The sequence below is a fragment of the Streptomyces sp. NBC_01276 genome, from assembly GCF_041435355.1.
In the GTDB taxonomy this organism is placed as follows: Bacteria; Actinomycetota; Actinomycetes; order Streptomycetales; family Streptomycetaceae; genus Streptomyces.
In genome coordinates, this window is the sequence record NZ_CP108443.1 from 267,966 (window position 1) to 282,454 (window position 14,489).

Annotated in this window: 17 protein-coding genes; 10 read left to right on the forward strand and 7 right to left on the reverse strand. The window is 73.2% G+C overall.

Features of this window, described 5'->3' with window-relative positions; translation table 11 throughout:
• Position 1 precedes the first annotated feature (1 nt).
• Positions 2–739, forward strand: a complete 738-nt coding sequence (locus OG295_RS38475) for an SDR family oxidoreductase (RefSeq protein WP_331738282.1) — start codon at positions 2–4, stop codon at positions 737–739.
• Positions 740–962: 223 nt separating this feature from the next.
• Here OG295_RS38475 and OG295_RS38480 read toward each other — a convergent pair whose 3' ends face one another.
• Together OG295_RS38480 and OG295_RS38485 are read right to left on the reverse strand one after the other, a co-directional pair.
• Complete coding sequence (locus tag OG295_RS38480) at positions 963–1,235, reverse strand: hypothetical protein (RefSeq protein ID WP_331738284.1); 273 nt, start codon at positions 1,233–1,235, stop codon at positions 963–965.
• Entirely contained in the window at positions 1,232–1,609 is a 378-nt protein-coding gene (locus OG295_RS38485; RefSeq protein ID WP_331738286.1) for a BlaI/MecI/CopY family transcriptional regulator, read from the reverse strand. Before OG295_RS38485 ends, OG295_RS38480 begins: the two co-directional genes overlap by 4 nt.
• Positions 1,610–1,730: 121 nt before the next feature.
• On the opposite strand from OG295_RS38485, the gene OG295_RS38490 reads away from it, so the two are divergent.
• The 4 genes from OG295_RS38490 (at position 1,731) to OG295_RS38505 (ending at position 3,702) form a co-directional block, all read left to right on the forward strand.
• Complete coding sequence (locus OG295_RS38490; protein ID WP_331738289.1) at positions 1,731–1,958, forward strand: hypothetical protein; 228 nt, start codon at positions 1,731–1,733, stop codon at positions 1,956–1,958.
• A complete protein-coding gene (locus OG295_RS38495) occupies positions 1,955–2,563 on the forward strand; it encodes a phosphatase PAP2 family protein (RefSeq protein ID WP_331738292.1) in 609 nt (202 codons plus the stop codon). The genes OG295_RS38490 and OG295_RS38495 overlap by 4 nt, the downstream gene beginning before the upstream one ends.
• Before the next feature lie 11 nt (positions 2,564–2,574).
• Entirely contained in the window at positions 2,575–3,219 is a 645-nt protein-coding gene (locus OG295_RS38500; RefSeq protein WP_331738295.1) for a phosphatase PAP2 family protein, read from the forward strand.
• Positions 3,220–3,540: 321 nt separating this feature from the next.
• Positions 3,541–3,702 carry a hypothetical protein gene (locus tag OG295_RS38505; protein ID WP_371681482.1) on the forward strand — a complete coding sequence of 54 codons (162 nt, stop codon included), beginning with the start codon at positions 3,541–3,543 and terminating at the stop codon, positions 3,700–3,702.
• A 98-nt stretch (positions 3,703–3,800) separates the two neighbouring features.
• On the opposite strand, the gene OG295_RS38510 is transcribed toward OG295_RS38505, so the two are convergent.
• Both OG295_RS38510 and OG295_RS38515 read right to left on the reverse strand, forming a co-directional pair.
• The gene (locus OG295_RS38510; RefSeq protein ID WP_331738300.1) at positions 3,801–4,520 is read right to left on the reverse strand and encodes a methyltransferase domain-containing protein; all 720 of its coding nucleotides are present in this window, start codon (positions 4,518–4,520) and stop codon (positions 3,801–3,803) included.
• A gap of 267 nt (positions 4,521–4,787) precedes the next feature.
• A complete protein-coding gene (locus OG295_RS38515; protein WP_331738302.1) occupies positions 4,788–5,207 on the reverse strand; it encodes a VOC family protein in 420 nt (139 codons plus the stop codon).
• 241 nt (positions 5,208–5,448) lie between these two features.
• Between OG295_RS38515 and OG295_RS38520 the strand changes: the two genes are divergently transcribed.
• On the forward strand, positions 5,449–5,886 hold the full coding sequence (locus tag OG295_RS38520) for a glutaredoxin domain-containing protein (RefSeq protein ID WP_331738304.1): 438 nt from the start codon (positions 5,449–5,451) through the stop codon (positions 5,884–5,886).
• Between the two features lie 44 nt (positions 5,887–5,930).
• Here OG295_RS38520 and OG295_RS38525 read toward each other — a convergent pair whose 3' ends face one another.
• Entirely contained in the window at positions 5,931–7,265 is a 1,335-nt protein-coding gene (locus OG295_RS38525) for a GH1 family beta-glucosidase (RefSeq protein WP_331738307.1), read from the reverse strand.
• A gap of 64 nt (positions 7,266–7,329) precedes the next feature.
• On the opposite strand from OG295_RS38525, the gene OG295_RS38530 reads away from it, so the two are divergent.
• The gene (locus OG295_RS38530; RefSeq protein WP_331738310.1) at positions 7,330–7,980 is read left to right on the forward strand and encodes a TetR family transcriptional regulator; all 651 of its coding nucleotides are present in this window, start codon (positions 7,330–7,332) and stop codon (positions 7,978–7,980) included.
• Here the strand turns inward: OG295_RS38530 and OG295_RS38535 are convergent.
• A complete protein-coding gene (locus OG295_RS38535) occupies positions 7,977–9,239 on the reverse strand; it encodes an MFS transporter (protein WP_331738314.1) in 1,263 nt (420 codons plus the stop codon). The genes OG295_RS38530 and OG295_RS38535 overlap by 4 nt on opposite strands.
• The gene (locus OG295_RS38540; protein WP_371681534.1) at positions 9,236–11,302 is read right to left on the reverse strand and encodes an alpha-galactosidase; all 2,067 of its coding nucleotides are present in this window, start codon (positions 11,300–11,302) and stop codon (positions 9,236–9,238) included. The genes OG295_RS38535 and OG295_RS38540 overlap by 4 nt, the downstream gene beginning before the upstream one ends.
• Before the next feature lie 593 nt (positions 11,303–11,895).
• Here OG295_RS38540 and OG295_RS38545 point away from each other — a divergent pair.
• The 3 genes from OG295_RS38545 (at position 11,896) to OG295_RS38555 (ending at position 14,484) form a co-directional block, all read left to right on the forward strand.
• Positions 11,896–13,266, forward strand: coding sequence for an MBL fold metallo-hydrolase (locus OG295_RS38545; protein WP_331739005.1), 1,371 nt, complete (start codon positions 11,896–11,898; stop codon positions 13,264–13,266).
• 88 nt (positions 13,267–13,354) lie between these two features.
• The gene (locus OG295_RS38550) at positions 13,355–13,714 is read left to right on the forward strand and encodes a rhodanese-like domain-containing protein (protein ID WP_331738319.1); all 360 of its coding nucleotides are present in this window, start codon (positions 13,355–13,357) and stop codon (positions 13,712–13,714) included.
• The gene (locus tag OG295_RS38555) at positions 13,711–14,484 is read left to right on the forward strand and encodes a sulfite exporter TauE/SafE family protein (protein WP_331738321.1); all 774 of its coding nucleotides are present in this window, start codon (positions 13,711–13,713) and stop codon (positions 14,482–14,484) included. Before OG295_RS38550 ends, OG295_RS38555 begins: the two co-directional genes overlap by 4 nt.
• Positions 14,485–14,489: the final 5 nt, after the last annotated feature.

Below are 14,489 nucleotides of genomic sequence, written 5' to 3' on the forward strand. Positions count from 1 at the left end.
CGTGAGCGAAACGAAGATTGCGCTGGTTACCGGCGCGAACAAGGGAATCGGGTACGAGATCGCGACCGGTCTGGGTGCCCTCGGATACCGCGTGGGCGTGGGAGCCCGGGACGAGGCCCGGCTGGAGGCCGCCGTGGAGAAGCTGCGCGCCGCCGGGGTGGACGCGTTCGGGGTGCCGCTGGAGGTGACCAGCGACCACAGTGTCACCGATGCCGCGGGACTGATCGAACGGCAGGCCGGGCGCCTGGACGTCCTGGTCAACAACGCCGGGATCTCGGGAGAGTCCGGCCCGGGGTGGGTGCAGGACCCGACCGCGCTCGACCTCGACGTGGTCCGCACGGTCGTGGAGACCAACGTCCTCGGCGTCATCCGCGTGACCAACGCGATGCTGCCACTGCTGCGGCGCTCCACGTCGCCGCGCATCGTCAACGTCTCCAGCGGCGTCGCCTCCCTGACCCGGCAGGCGGACCCGAACATCGAGATCGGCCCCATCATGGCGGCCTACGCGCCGTCGAAGTCGTACCTCAACGCCATCACCGTGCAGTACGCCCGGCAGTTCGCCGGGACGGACATCCTGATCAACGCCGCCTGCCCGGGCCTGGTCGCGACCGACTTCACCGGCTTCCACGGATCCCGCACCCCCGAGCAGGGCGCAGCCATCGCGATCCGGCTCGCCACGCTTCCCGACGACGGCCCGACCGGTTCGTTCTTCGAAGACGACGGCGCCATCCCCTGGTGACCTGCGGACGCCGACGCCCGGCCACCGGGTACGAGGAACGGCCTCACGTGCCGGGTGCGCCCGCATCCCCTCCGGATCTCTCCAGCCGGGCCGCGCTGTTCAGGCGGCCCGGCTGAGACCGGCGGTGGTGAGGTCCTGCTCGCGCGGCGGGGTGAAGTAGACGTCGGGCTTCGGGCCGTAGGCGTCGGTGGCCCGCTCCTCATGCCCGGCCCGCTGGCAGTCGTCAGGGCCGGGTCGTCCCGGCTTCGGTGCCGTGGCCGAGGAGGGCGGCGCCGCGGCGGGGAACGGGCCCGGCGGTCGCGGGCAGGGCCGGACCGGGACGCGTACGGCCGGCAGCGGAGGAGGCGCGGGGAGCGAGAGCGGCCCGGCCGATGGGGCGGGCGGTCGCCGTCAGCAGCCGGACCGCCCGCCGCGGAGGCAGGTGCGAGCCCGGCCGCCTGCCCGCCCGTGCGGCCGGGAACGGCACGAGGAGGGGGAGCCGGGCGATGTGGATCACGCCGGGTCCCCTTCCCCGTCGAGCAGGGCGCGGAGCAGGCGCTCGTCCTCGCCGCTCAGCTGTGAGACGAAGCGGCTCAGTACGGCCCCGCGGTCCCGGTCCTTCGCCAGTTCGGCGTGCATGCGCCGGGCGGTGAGGCCGGAGGCGTCCTCGGTCGGAACGTAGACGAACCCGCGGCCGGACCGCTTGCGGGTCACAGCGCCCTTCTCGTACAGGCGGGACAGGACCGTCGTCACGGTCGTGCGGGCGAGGGACCCGCCCATCATCTCCTGGACCCGGCCCGGGGACAGCGGGCCGTCCGCCGCCCAGAGCGCCGCCGGCACGCCGGCCTCCAGCTCGCCGGCGGCGCGCCGCTCCGGGTTCCTGTCGCCCATGGGCGCGCTGCTCCAGACACCGATCGTCTACAGTTCTGTAGACCGTCTATGGAACTGTAGCCGCCAGTCGGCAGGGCGTCGTACCGGATCCTGTTCCTCTCACCCCATGGGAGCTGTTGACATGACCTCGCCCGCTCTCGCCGCGGCGCCGCAGGCGCTCGGCCCGCGCGCGCCCGGCCCGCAGCCGGGCCCGCAGGCCGACAACCTGCTGGACGCCGGTTCCCTCCTGTCGGCCTTCGGTGCCCTCGGCGTCGCGGTCGTCCTCATCTCGCTCGCCCCGCTCGCCCCGCTCGCCGTGGAAGTCATCCGTCGGCGGAGTCCCCGCACTTCGAACGGAGGCTCGCGTTGAGCCTGCTCGCCCTGGACGGCCCCGCCGTCGACGGACACCTGTACACCTGGATCACCGGCCTCGCCCAGCGGGCCCCCGGCTGGCTCGACGGGCTGGTCACCGCCTGGTCCGACTACGGCCTCGCCCTCTTCGCCGTACTGATGGCGGCCGCCTGGTGGCGCGCCCGGGCGGCGGCCGACCCGGCGAGGACCGCCACGGCGCTGGCAGCGCCCCTCGTCGTGGTCATCGCCTTCCTCGCCGACACCGGCATCAAATCGCTCTTCCGGGAGCAGCGGCCCTGCCGGACCCTGCACGCGGTCACGCTGGAGGCCTGCCCGCCCCTGGGTGACTGGTCGTTCCCCAGTAACCACGCCGCCATCGCCGCCGCGGCGGCCGCGGCCCTCTGGGTCACGGACCGCCGGCTCGCGGCGATCGCGCTGCCGGCCGCACTGCTGATGGCCTTCTCCCGGGTCTGGGTGGGCGCCCACTACCCCCACGACGCCGTCATCGGCCTGGTCGTCGGGGCGGTGGTCGCCTGGCTGCTGACCCGTACGGCCCGCCGCGCGACCCCCCTCGTACAGCGGCTGCGCAGCTCGCCGCTCAGGCCGCTGGTCGCCCCCCGGTGAGGGTCCCCGCCGTGCGGAGCGCCACCCGCTGGGGCCTGGCCGCAGTGCTGTGCGCCGTCCTGTTCGCCGTGCTGACCGCTCTGGTCGCAGCCCGCCACGGCAGCCCGTACCCACTCGACGAGAGCGTGCACCGCTGGTCGGTACAGCACCGTCCTGCCGCCGCGGTCGCCTTCGCGCGAGCCGTCACCACGACCGGGACCGGCCCCGTCCCGTACTTGTGTGCCGTGACCGCGGGGCTCGTCGCGGGCTGGGGCCGGGGCGTCCGAGGCCGGCTGCTGACGGCCGCGGGCGCGCTCGGGTTCCTGCTCCTCGTCCAGGGCATGCGCTACGCCGTCCTGTACGGGGTGGCCCGGCCGCGTCCGCCCGTTGCCGACCGGGTGACGCACGCGTCCGGCTTCTCCTTCCCCTCCGGCCACACCACCACCTCGGCGCTCGTGGCCGGCCTGCTGGCCTGGGCGGTGTGGCGCACGGCCTCGCCCGCCGCCGCCCGGCTCGGCTGGGTCCTGCTCGCCTGCTGGGCCGTCACGGTCGGCCTGACCCGCGTCTACCTCGGCGTGCACTGGCCCACCGATGTCCTCGGCGGCTGGCTCTACGCCCTCACCTGGCTCGCCGCGGCCATGGCCGTGGACGCCGGGGTCGGACGGGGCCGGGCGTGATCGCCGTCCATGTGGTGGCGGCCTGGACCGGGCCGTCGCCGTCGCCGTCGTCGCCTGCCCCGCCGCTGGAACTCGTGCTGCTCTGCGCCGGTTTCCAGGTGCCGCCGACGGCCCTAGCCCGGGTGGCGGTGAGCCGAGCAGTCTCGTCTGCAGTCGTGTAGACATCGGTTCGGGTGGCCGCCCGGCTCCGGGGTGCCCGGTGGCCGACGCCTGCCCGCACACCGGCATCAGCGGCACGGCGCCCCATCGGCGCCGGGAGGGCGGACGTCGATGGCAAGGGCAGAGGCGGACAGCAGGACAGCGGCACGGCGGAACCCGCGCGTGCCCGAGCAGGGGAGTCCCACCACGCGCGACGGGCTCGGGTGGGGGACCGGCGCGGTCAGCCTCGCCCTGGTGGTCCCGATCGCCGCGCTCGTCGGATACCTCCAGGTGAGCCGCGCCGACACGCCCGCGCCGCCGACTCCCGCCGCCCGGGCCGCCTGAGCCGCGCGGGGGCGCGCACCAGCCGGTACCGGCCATGGCTGCGGCGCGCACGGCAACACGTCGGCCGGCCACCGGCGGCGACTCCGCGATCCGCCGGGTCAAGGGCGCCCGGCGACGAACCAGCGGGCCGGGAGTTCCACCGGCGAGCCGTCGGGGCGGGTCTCGCTCATGGCGAGGGCGGTCGTGCCCTCGTCGAGGACCGTGAGGCCTGCTGCGCGCAGCAGGGCGGCGACTTCGCCCTCGGCGACCTCGCCGGGGCGCAGGTCGTGTTCCTTGACGCGGCGCAGCTTGGGCGAGGGGCCGCCGGGCCGGGCGGCGATGGCGGCGATGACGTCCTTGGCCTCGCCGGTCGGTTCCAGGACGAGGGCGCGGCCGTGCGCGCCGACCAGCCGGGCGACCGCGGCGGCCACCGCGGGGCGGTCCTCCGGGTCGCTCTGGTGCAGGACGGCCCGCATGTAGACGTTGGTGTCGCCGAGGCGCTCGTGCAGGTCGCCGGCCTGGACCGGGTCGGCGAGGTTGAGCTGTTCGTACGCGGCCGCGCCGTCCGGGTCGGCGCGGCGGGCGTGGGCGACGGCGGCGGCGGAGAGGTCGACTCCGACGGCGCCGGCGAAGCGGGTGGCGAGGAAACGGGTCTGGGTGCCGTTGCCGCACCCGAGGTCGGCGACCGGGAGGGAGTGGTCGGCGTACGGGGCGAGGTGGTCGAGGTCGCGCCGCGCCGTCAGGGCCGGGTCCGCGTCCCAGAAGGGTTCGCCCGGTTCACCGGAGCTCTGCTCCCAGAAGCCGTCCCAAGAGGCGCGGTAGCGGTCGGACACGGTCATGGGGGGCTCCTCGCGGTGTGCGGTGTGCGGCCTGCGTGTTCGGTGTGAGGCGGGTGGCGCATCGCGTTCCGCCGTGCCTGCTGGCTACCCGGCAGGCGACCGCCCCAGCCTCGCGGGGATGTTCGAGAGGGCGGTCGCGCCGCCCGCGCCGCGCGTCCGGAGGACCATGCATCGACCGGCGCCATCACGGATTCGCTACGTGCCGTCATCGGTCCGAGCCGGTGTGGCAGGCGGGGGCCGTGCCCGCCACACCGGCTTCACGGACGGTCAGCCGTTGCCGTTGCCGTTGCCGTTGCCTGCGCGGCTGCGCTCGCGCAGTGAGATGCGGTTGCCGTCCGGGTCCGCCGTCTCGATGCGGACGCCGAATCCGTAGTCCTCCGGCTCCGGCTGGTCGAAGGTCACACCACGGTCGCGGAACACCTTGAAGTCCGCCCGCAGGTCGTCCGACTCCAGGATGACCGGGCCCGGCGTGGCGCCCGGTACCGGCTCGGCCGGCTGCCCCGCCGCCGCACTGTGCGTCCACAGGAGGATCTCCACGGGGCTGCCGGGGACGCCCACGGTGAGGAAACGCCCGCCGGGGTTGGGGAAGTCGATGCGCTTCTCCAGGCCCAGCTGCTCCGTGTAGAACCTCAGCGCGCGGTCCTGATCGGTGACGTAGAGCGTCACGTACATGACGTTGGTCAGCATGGTGTGTCCTTCCATCTGTCGGTCAGCGGTACCTCACTGACGGATCCCGGCAGGGGAATGTGACAGACGGCCGGAGAAAGTCTTTCCGCCCGGCACCGCAGGCGGCCGGCTCCTGGGCCATCGCGACGCGCCACGGCGGTGAGTATGTCCAGGCGCCGCTCCGGGCGTTGGCCTTGCGCCGTGCACCCGGGTGAGCGGCCTGGTTCGGAGGGCATTTCGGCTCATCGATAGCCTGAGTCCCATGATGCGCGCTTGGATCCTGCCGATGCTGCTCGTGCTCTGCGGCTCAGTCGTCGCGACTGGCCTGATCGCCAAGGGGGACCCCGGCACGGCCGCAGCACTCCTGCCGGGGTTCCTGGTGCTCGCAGGCATGAACTCGCCCTTGATCTTCCCGAGGTCGATCGGTGCGCGGGAGGCGCAACGCCGCAGCGCCGCCGACGGCCGGCCGGTCGTCTTCTGGCGTCCGGGCTGCAAGTACTGCATACGACTGCGCATCCGGCTGGGCCGCAGCGCCCGCCGGCTGCACTGGGTCGACATCTGGAGCGACCCGGCGGGAGCCGCAGCGGTGAGGGCGGCCAACGACGGCAACGAGACCGTGCCGACGGTCTTCGTGGCGGGTCGGCCGCACACCAACCCCGAACCCGAATGGGTGCGGGAGCAGCTCGCCCCTACTGTGTGAGCGGATACCGCGCCCCACCGGCGAGCCGTGGCCCGACCGGCGGCTCAGCCGCGCTGCGCGCGGATGAGGTCGCGGTACCAGGCGAAGGACGCCTTCGGGGTGCGGACCTGGGTGTCATGGTCGACGTGGACCAGACCGAAGCGCTGATGGAAGCCCTCTGCCCATTCGAAGTTGTCCATCAGGGTCCAGGTGAAGTAGCCGCGGACGTCCACGCCCTGCGCCACGGCGGTGTCGATGGCCCGGAGATGGGAGTCCAGGTAGTCGATGCGGTCGAGGTCGGGGACGGTGCCGTCGGCGGTGACCACGTCCTCGACCGAACAGCCGTTCTCCGTGATGTAGACCGGAGGGAGGTCCGGGTAGCGCTCCTTGAGGCCGACGAGCAGTTCCCGTAGGCCGTCGGGGACCACGGGCCAGTCGAAGGCGGTGCGGCGGTAGCCCTCGATGGGAGCCTCTTCGAACGGCAGGCCCTCGGACGTCGGGGCCTGGATCCGCGTCGGGTTGTAGTAGTTGATGCCCAGCGCGTCCAGCGGGGCCGAGATCAGGTCGAGGTCGCCGTCCCGGACGGAGCCGCCGAGGGTGGCGTCCGCGCCGTAGGCGGACAGGTCGGGGTAGGTGCCCGTGAGGAGCGGGTCGTTGAACAGGCGGTTGTGGAGGTTGTCGTAGGCCTGCGCGGCGGCCCGGTCGGCGGGGGCGTCCGAGGCGGCCCAGACCGGGGTGCAGTTGTTCGCGATCATCACATGGAGGCCGCGTGCCCGCAGCTCCCGCAGCGCGAGGCCGTGGCCGAGCAGTTGGTGGTGGACGACCGGCAGGCAGTCCAGGAACAGGGCGCGGCCCGGCGCGTGGACGCCGAGGCCGTAGCCCCAGACCGCGTGGATGAACGGCTCGTTGAGCGTGATCCACTTCTGGACGCGGTCGCCCAGCCGGTCGGCCACGACGGCCGCGTACTCGGCGAAGCGGTACGCGGTGTCGCGGTTCAGCCAGCCGCCCTCGTCCTCCAGGCCCTGCGGGAGGTCCCAGTGGAACAGTGTCGGGACGGGCTCGACGCCGCGTGCGAGCAGGCCGTCGACCAGCCGGTCGTAGAAGTCCAGGCCCCGGAGGTTGACCTCGCCGCTGCCGGTCGGCCGGATCCTGGGCCAGGCGATGGAGAAGCGGTAGCCGGTGAGGCCCGCGTCGGCCATCAGCGCCAGGTCCTCCTCGTACCGGTGGTAGTGGTCGCAGGCCACGTCACCGGTGTGCCCGTCGCGGACCGTACCGCTGCGGGCGGTGAAGGTGTCCCAGACCGATGGTCCGCGGCCGTCTTCCTTGGTGGCTCCCTCGATCTGGTAGGACGCCGTCGAGGCACCCCAGACGAAGTCCGTCGGCAGATGGTCCAGCTTCATCTACTGCAACCTCCCAAAATGTGAGTACTGCTCATGTTAGCCCGCTCGATGGGATGATGGAACGGTGAATCAAGATCGCAACTCGGGGTCGCTGCGCCGCCAGCCCGTGCAGAAGCGCAGCGCCGAACGTTTCGAACGGCTGCTGGACGCCTGCGCCGAACTCCTGGACGAGGTCGGCTACGCCGCTGTGACCACCAAGGAAGTGGCGCGCAGGGCCGAGGTGCCCATCGGCACCCTCTACCAGTTCTTCTCCGACCGGGAGGGGCTGATCGGCGCGCTCGCCGCCCGGAACCTGGAGGCCTTCCTGGAGCGGGTCGCGGTCCGGCTGGAGCGTGAGAAGCCGGATGACGTCCCGGGCGTCGTCGAGGTGGCCGTCGAGGAGTACGTCGCCATGCGCCGGACCGTCACCGGTTTCGGCGTGGTGGACTTCGGCGCGGTGGGCCGGGACCACACCCTCGATCCGGCCCTGGACAACAACACGGCGGTCGCCGGCCGGCTGCGCTCGCTGATCGGGTCCCGGTCCGGAGTCCAGGACGACGCCGAACTGGGGATCGCCATCCGGGTGGCCCTGGAATGCGCGGACGGCGTGCTGAGACTTGCCTTCCGTACCGATCCGCAGGGCGACCCCCAGCTGATCGCCGAGTGCAAACGAGTCCTCAACAGCTACCTGAACGATCGGGTCCGGTCGCTCGCGACACGTCGGGAAGCGCACTAGCGGACGCCCCTGACCTTCCAGACCAGTACCGCGCCCAGCGCGGACATGGCCGCGGAGCAGAGGAACAACGAGGGGTAGCCCCCCAGATCCCCGAGCACGACGGAGGCGATCGGGGGTACCAGGACGTACGGCAGGGAAGCCATCAGGTTGGCGAGGGCCATGTCCTTGCCGCGGTCCGCCGAGGCGGGCAGCACCTCGGTGACCAGGGCGGTGTCCACGGCCAGGTACACCCCGTAGCCCAGGCCCAGGATGACGGCCGAGACCAGCGTCATGGTCCAGGTGGGCGACAGGGCGAGCGGGATCGCGGCGACGGCCATCGTGAGGCCGCCGACGCAGACGAGCATGCGGCGCCTGCCCAGCCTGTCCGAGAGCCAGCCGCTGAGGACGACCGTCGAGATCGTGGCCACGCAGTTGACGCCGACCACGATGAGCAGGCCGTCCTCGGTGGACCGGCCGGGGAACAACTGCTCGTAGTGCAGGACGTCGTCCAGGAAGTACGGCATGTAGAGCGTGCCCAGGCCGTAGCCCAGTCCCATGATGAACCGGGAGCTCATCGCCCAGACGAAGTCGGGGTGCCTGCGGGGGCTGATCCGGTAGCCGTCCAGGAACGCGCGCAGGGAGAACGGCTCGCGGTGGTCGGGGGGAAGCGGCGGGTCCTCCATGACGACCGCGAACAGCGTGATGAGCAGAGGGAACGAGGCCATCAGCACGTACTGCGCGGGGAAGCCCGTGAGGAGTCCGAGCAGCAGCCCGCCCGCGATCAGACCGCCGGCCTGCGGGACCGTGGCCCAGCCCAGGACCACACCGCGCTGCGCGACGGGGACCCGGTCGGGTATCACCGGGGCGATCCCGGCACCAATGATCATGAAGGAGGCGGACAGTACGAGGGAGCCGAGCGTGATCCCGGCGACCGTCGTCTGGACGCCGGTATAGATCAGTGCCGCCATGCAGGCCAGCGAGCCCGCGATCATCCACGGCCGACGGCGGCCGAAACGGCCGGTGGTGCGGTCGCAGAGCGCGCCCGCCAGCGGCGCGATCACGATTCCCGAGATCGCGCCCATCATGCTGACCCAGGCGTAGGCGCCGACCTTCCCCGCCGGATCGATCTGGGCGACCTGCGCGGGCATCAGGAACGTGGTCGGCACCTGCATCGGGATGAACATCCCGGTGTTGGCCAGCACGTACAGGAGGATCCAGCCGGGGCCGACCCTGCGGGTCGGCTCGGCGAGGGCTTCGGGCCGTGCCGGGGCGAGGCTCATCGGGGCACTCTCTTGAGGTGGACGAGCTCGCTCGTGCAGTCGAAGGCCAACAGGGGCGGGAGGCCGTGGCCGAGCAGGACGGCGCCTTCGTGGACGGCCCCGGTGTCCTCGTCCCGGTAGCGGGCACGGTGGTCGAGGCCCTTCAGCCGGGTGCGGGCGACGGTGCGGTTCAGCCCGGACGGCAGGAAGCGGAAGACGACGACCTCGTCCTCGGTGAGGTACTGCACGGCGTCATGCCCGAGGCGGTAGAGGGCTCCGCCGTGCACCACGGGCCGGATCCGCTTGTACTGTCCGACCAGCGCCCGGGCCTGGGCCAGCTCGTCCTCGCTCCATTTGCGCAGGTCGCCGCCGATGCCCATGGCCCCGGCCATGGAGACGTGGAAGCGGTACCGGACCGAAGCCGGGCGGGCGGTGGAGCCGTTCGGGCTGTCGGTGACCCAGGCGCCCATGGTCCGGGCGGGCAGCAGCTGGCAGTGGCCGTGCTGGATCGCGACGCGTTCGGCGGCGTCGGTGTTGTCGGAGGCCCAGACCTGGTCGGCGCGGGCCAGCACGCCCAGGTCGGCCCGCCCGCCGCCGCCCGCGCACGACTCCAGGTACAGGTCGGGACGGGCGGCACGCAGCCGGTCCATCACCTCGTAGACGCCGCGCGTGTGCTCGACCCAGACCCGGTCGGGGTCGGCGGCCCCCGGCTGCCCCGCCTCGCTGAAGGAGCGGTTCATGTCCCATTTGAGGAAGGCGACGTCCAGCTCGGTGACCGTCCTGACCAGCCATTCGACCGCCCATTCACGGACGTCGCGGCGGGCGAAGTCCAGTACGTGCTGGTTGCGCCCCTGCGTGCGCCTACGGCCGTCCTGGCAGAGGATCCAGTCGGGGTGTGCACGGAAGAGGTCGCTGTCGGGGTTGACCGCCTCGGGCTCGACCCACAGGCCGAAGCCCATGCCCAGCGCGCGCACGTGGTCGGCGAGTGGGCCCAGGCCGTTCGGGAAGCGGTCGGGGTTGGGCCACCAGTCGCCGAGCCCCGCCGTGTCGCCGGTGCGGGCGCCGAACCAGGCGTCGTCCACCACGAAGATCTCGACGCCGAGCCCCGCGGCCAGCTCGGCCAGTTCGGTCTGCTGCTTCTCGCTGATGTCGAACTCGGTCGCCTCCCACGAGTTGAAGATCAGCGGGCGTTCGGCCGGCCGGGCGGGCAGCACCTGGCCTTCGACGTACGCGTGCCAGCGGCGGCTGGTGCCGCCGAAGCCGTCGGGGGCGTACAGCCCGGTGAAGACGGGGGTCTCCAGGCGCTCTCCGGGGAGCAGTTTCCAGACCAGGCCCTCGTGGCCGAAGCCCCCGGTCCAGGAGGCGCGGCCGTAAGGGTCGCGGCGCAGGGTGATCCGGCGGCTGCCGCTCCAGGCGAGGGCCGCGCTCCAGACCTCGCCGTGTTCCTCCGCGGCGTCGTGCGCGTCGAGCATCAGCCAGGGTCCGGCGTGCCGTCCTGTGATGCCGAGGCGGCTGGTGAACACCGTCTCCCCGATGGGCACCCGGTCGCGCCGGAGCTGGAACTCCCTGCCCCACTCGCCCACCACATGGCTGACGCGGTAGTCGTCGAGGGCGGGCAGTGTCCAGGCGGCGGAGTCGAACCGCAGGACGTCCACCGGCTCGTCCGCGGTGAGCACCGCCCAGCGTTCCACCTGGTCGTGGCCCTCCCGGATCCGGTAGTGCAGGTCGAGACCCAGGGAGCGGACGCGGTCGGTGAAGGAGAGCGTGAGCAGGCCGGCCTCGGCCCTGTGCGCGACGAACCGCCACTCGAAGCCGCGCACGCCGTCTTCGAACCGGACGGTCAACGACGGTGCCCCGAACCGCAGACCGCCCTCGACGGCGTACTCCTCGCCGCCGGGGTCGTCACCGCCGGGGTCCTCGGCGGGAAGGCAGGCCGCGACCGCGACGGCCTGCTCCAGTGTCAGCGGCCGGCCCCAGTGCACGTGCCGGGGGACGTCGTCGGCGTCCAGCCGGAAGGCGTAGGAGGTGCCGGGCGTGCTCAGCAGCCAGAGGCGGGCTTCGGAATGGTAGGTGATCACACACAGCCTCAATGTGAGTAGGGCTCATGTTTTGCGCGTATGCTACGGGAGCGCACCTGCGGCGCCAACCCCCTTGACGGGGGCCGGAGTCGGGAAAAGACGGGGGATCGCTCCACCGGGTTCGGGATCCTCGCGCGCCCGAGGTCACTGCGCGGATCCCGCGCCGCCGGGGAAGCCGCCCGGTGTCGGCCGGCCGGCGGCCGGCGCCCGCGGTGGCCGGCATGCGCGGTGTCCGAGGCTGCCGGCGGCATCGCCGCCATGGACAACGCCATCCGTACGACCCCGCCGCGGCCGCTCGACGTCACCACGCTCTTCCCCCGACTGGCCCCGCTGGCACGCACGGCGACCCGGCTGCATCCCCGCCCCAGGTCGCCCACGCCGCACGACAGCTCGATCGGCGGGCCACTGCTCTGGCCCGCCGGCGAACATCGAACTGATCCAGTGAGCGATCCGCGTGGTCCGGGGCCGTCACCCCCGAGGGGGGGGTGACGGCCCCTTTTCGTGCCCTCCTGCGCGTTCCCGAAAATACCCCCGGGGGTACCCGTGCTACGCTCGAAATATACCCCCGGGGGTAAATGTCAGCCGAAAGGAGCGACCACGTGTTCTTCATCGACACCATCGAGACCGAGGGCCTCGGAAACCGCAGCTACCTGGCGGGCGGCGCGCGCACCGCGGCGGTCGTCGACCCGCCCCGCGACATCGACCGGGTCCTCGCGGTGGCTGCGGCACGCGGGGTGCGGATCTCCCACGTGGTCGAGACCCACCTGCACAACGACTACGTGACCGGCGGCCTGGACCTGGCCCGCCTGACCGGCGCCGCCTACCTGGTGCCCGCCGGTGCGCGCGTCGGCTTCGCCCGGGTCCCGGTGACCGACGGCGACACGGTGGGCGTCGACGAGGGGATCACGCTGCGGGCGCTGGCCACCCCCGGCCACACGCCCCATCACACCTCCTACGTCCTGGAGGAGCGGGGGGCCGTCGCGGCGGTCTTCACCGGCGGTTCGCTCCTGATCGGCTCGGTGGGCCGCCCCGACCTGGTGGAGCCCCGGCTGACCGCGGAACTGGCCCGCGCCCAGCACGCCTCCGCGCACCGCCTGGCCGCCGAGCTCCCCGACGAGACGGCGGTGCTGCCCACCCACGGATTCGGCAGCTTCTGCTCCTCCTCCCGGTCCGAGGGCGGCGCCACCACCACCACCATCGGCAAGGAGAAAACCGCCAACGACGCCCTGGTCAAGGACGTCGACAGCTTCGTCGCCGCCCTGCTGGCCGGCCTGGAGGACGCGCCCGCCTACTACGCCCACATGGGCCCGGCCAACGCCGCCGGCCCGCGGCCCGTGGACCTGGGGACGCCTCCCCTGACCGACGCGGCCGACATCGCGGAACGTCTGGCCGCCGGCGAATGGGTGGTGGACCTGCGCAACCGGGTCGCGTTCGCCGAAGGACACGTCGCGGGCTCCCTCAACTTCGAGGCCGAGGGGCAGATCGCCACCCACCTCGCCTGGATGATCCCCTGGGGCAAGCCCGTCACCCTCCTCGCGGGATCACCCGCCCAGCTCGCCGCCGCCCAGCGCGAACTGGTCCGGGTCGGCATCGACCGCCCGGCCGCGGCCACCACCGGCACCCCCCGTGACTGGGTGCCCGAAGGGCACTCCCCGCGGGCCTTCCCCCGGGGCACCTTCGCGGACCTCGCCGCCCGGGCCGCGGACTCCGGGCCGGTGGTCCTGGACGTGCGCCGGAACTCCGAGCGGGCCACCGGCTGGATCGAGGGCTCCGTGCACATACCCGTCCACGACCTGCACCGGCGCCTGGCGGACGTCCCGGCCGGAACCGTGTGGGTGCACTGCGCCGGCGGGATGCGGGCCGCGATCGCCGCCTCTCTGCTGGACTCGGCCGGACGGGACGTCGTCGCCGTCGACGACGCCTTCACCGCCGCCTCCGAGGCCGGCCTGCCCCTCACCAGCGGCAACTGAACCACCCCCTCCGCGCCACTCCCCTCCGCATCAGCTCCCTCCGCACCACCCCCCTCCACCCCGACACCGAGAACCGGAAGGAAGACGGATGTTCCTCTTCCGCCGCGGCACCGCCCGCGTCACCCCCGCCCAGGCCCACCGCGACACCGCCGACGGAGGCGCCGTGCTCCTCGACGTGCGCGAGCAGGCCGAATGGAACACCGGACACGCCCCCGGAGCCGTACACGCTCCGCTCTCCCGGCTCGCCACCGGCGCCGCCCTGCCCGCCGCCGCCCGGAACCGGCCCCTGGTGGTGATCTGCCGCTCCGGGCACCGCTCCCGACAGGCCGCCAGGCTGCTCACCGGGCGCGGAGCCGACGCCGTGGACGTCAAGGGAGGTATGAACGCCTGGGCGTCGGCCGGGCTCCCGGTCGTCGACGCGCGCGGAAGCCGCGGCCGGATAGCGTGAGCACGCTCATACTCGCCCTCGCCGCCGGAGCCGTCATCGGACTGGCCCTCGGGGCGCTCGGCGGCGGTGGCAGCGTCCTGGCCGTACCCGCCCTGATCTACCTCCTCGGCTTCACCCCGGCCGCGGCGACCACCGCATCCCTGATCATCGTCACCGCCACCTCCGCCACCGCGCTCCACACCCACGCCACTTCCGGCAACGTCCGCTGGAAGACCGGCGCCCTGTTCGCGGCCGCGGGCGTCCTGCCGGCCACGGCCGCGGCGATGCTGGCCGCCCGCGTCCCCGAACCCGTCCTGACCGCAGCGTTCGCCGCCGTGGCCGCCCTCGCCGCCTGGCGTATGTTCAGCTCGTCGGGCCCCGAGCGGCAGCCTCGGCCCGTACGGCCCGTACGGCCCGTACGGCCCGTACGGCCCGCTCGGGCTGTCGGAGCGGGCGCCGGGCTCGGCGCGGTCACCGGGTTCCTCGGCGTCGGCGGCGGCTTCCTCGCCGTTCCGGCCCTGGTCTCCGTACTGGGACTGCGTATGCGCGCCGCCGTCGGCACCAGCCTCCTGGTCATCACCGTCAACTCCCTCGCCGCGCTCACCGCCCGCGCCGGCAGCCACGCCCCGCTGCGCTGGCAGGTCATCGCCCCCTTCGCCGGCGCCGCGATCCTCGGAGCGTGGGACGGAAAACGCCTCGCCGCCAAGGTCTCGGGACCCGCCCTCCAGCGGATCTTCGCAACCGTGCTCACGGCCGTCGCCGCCCTCATGCTCGCCGACGCCCTCCACTGACCTCG

What these genes read in the sequence shown, in the direction of transcription:
- OG295_RS38485 (WP_331738286.1), bottom strand. Translation starts at nt 1,609, where the DNA reads ATGGGCGACAGGAACCCGGAGCGGCGCGCCGCCGGCGAGCTGGAGGCC.
- OG295_RS38490 (WP_331738289.1), top strand. Translation starts at nt 1,731, where the DNA reads ATGACCTCGCCCGCTCTCGCCGCGGCGCCGCAGGCGCTCGGCCCGCGC.
- OG295_RS38510 (WP_331738300.1), bottom strand. Translation starts at nt 4,520, where the DNA reads ATGACCGTGTCCGACCGCTACCGCGCCTCTTGGGACGGCTTCTGGGAG.
- OG295_RS38515 (WP_331738302.1), bottom strand. Translation starts at nt 5,207, where the DNA reads ATGCTGACCAACGTCATGTACGTGACGCTCTACGTCACCGATCAGGAC.
- OG295_RS38520 (WP_331738304.1), top strand. Translation starts at nt 5,449, where the DNA reads ATGATGCGCGCTTGGATCCTGCCGATGCTGCTCGTGCTCTGCGGCTCA.
- OG295_RS38525 (WP_331738307.1), bottom strand. Translation starts at nt 7,265, where the DNA reads ATGAAGCTGGACCATCTGCCGACGGACTTCGTCTGGGGTGCCTCGACG.
- OG295_RS38535 (WP_331738314.1), bottom strand. Translation starts at nt 9,239, where the DNA reads ATGAGCCTCGCCCCGGCACGGCCCGAAGCCCTCGCCGAGCCGACCCGC.
- OG295_RS38550 (WP_331738319.1), top strand. Translation starts at nt 13,355, where the DNA reads ATGTTCCTCTTCCGCCGCGGCACCGCCCGCGTCACCCCCGCCCAGGCC.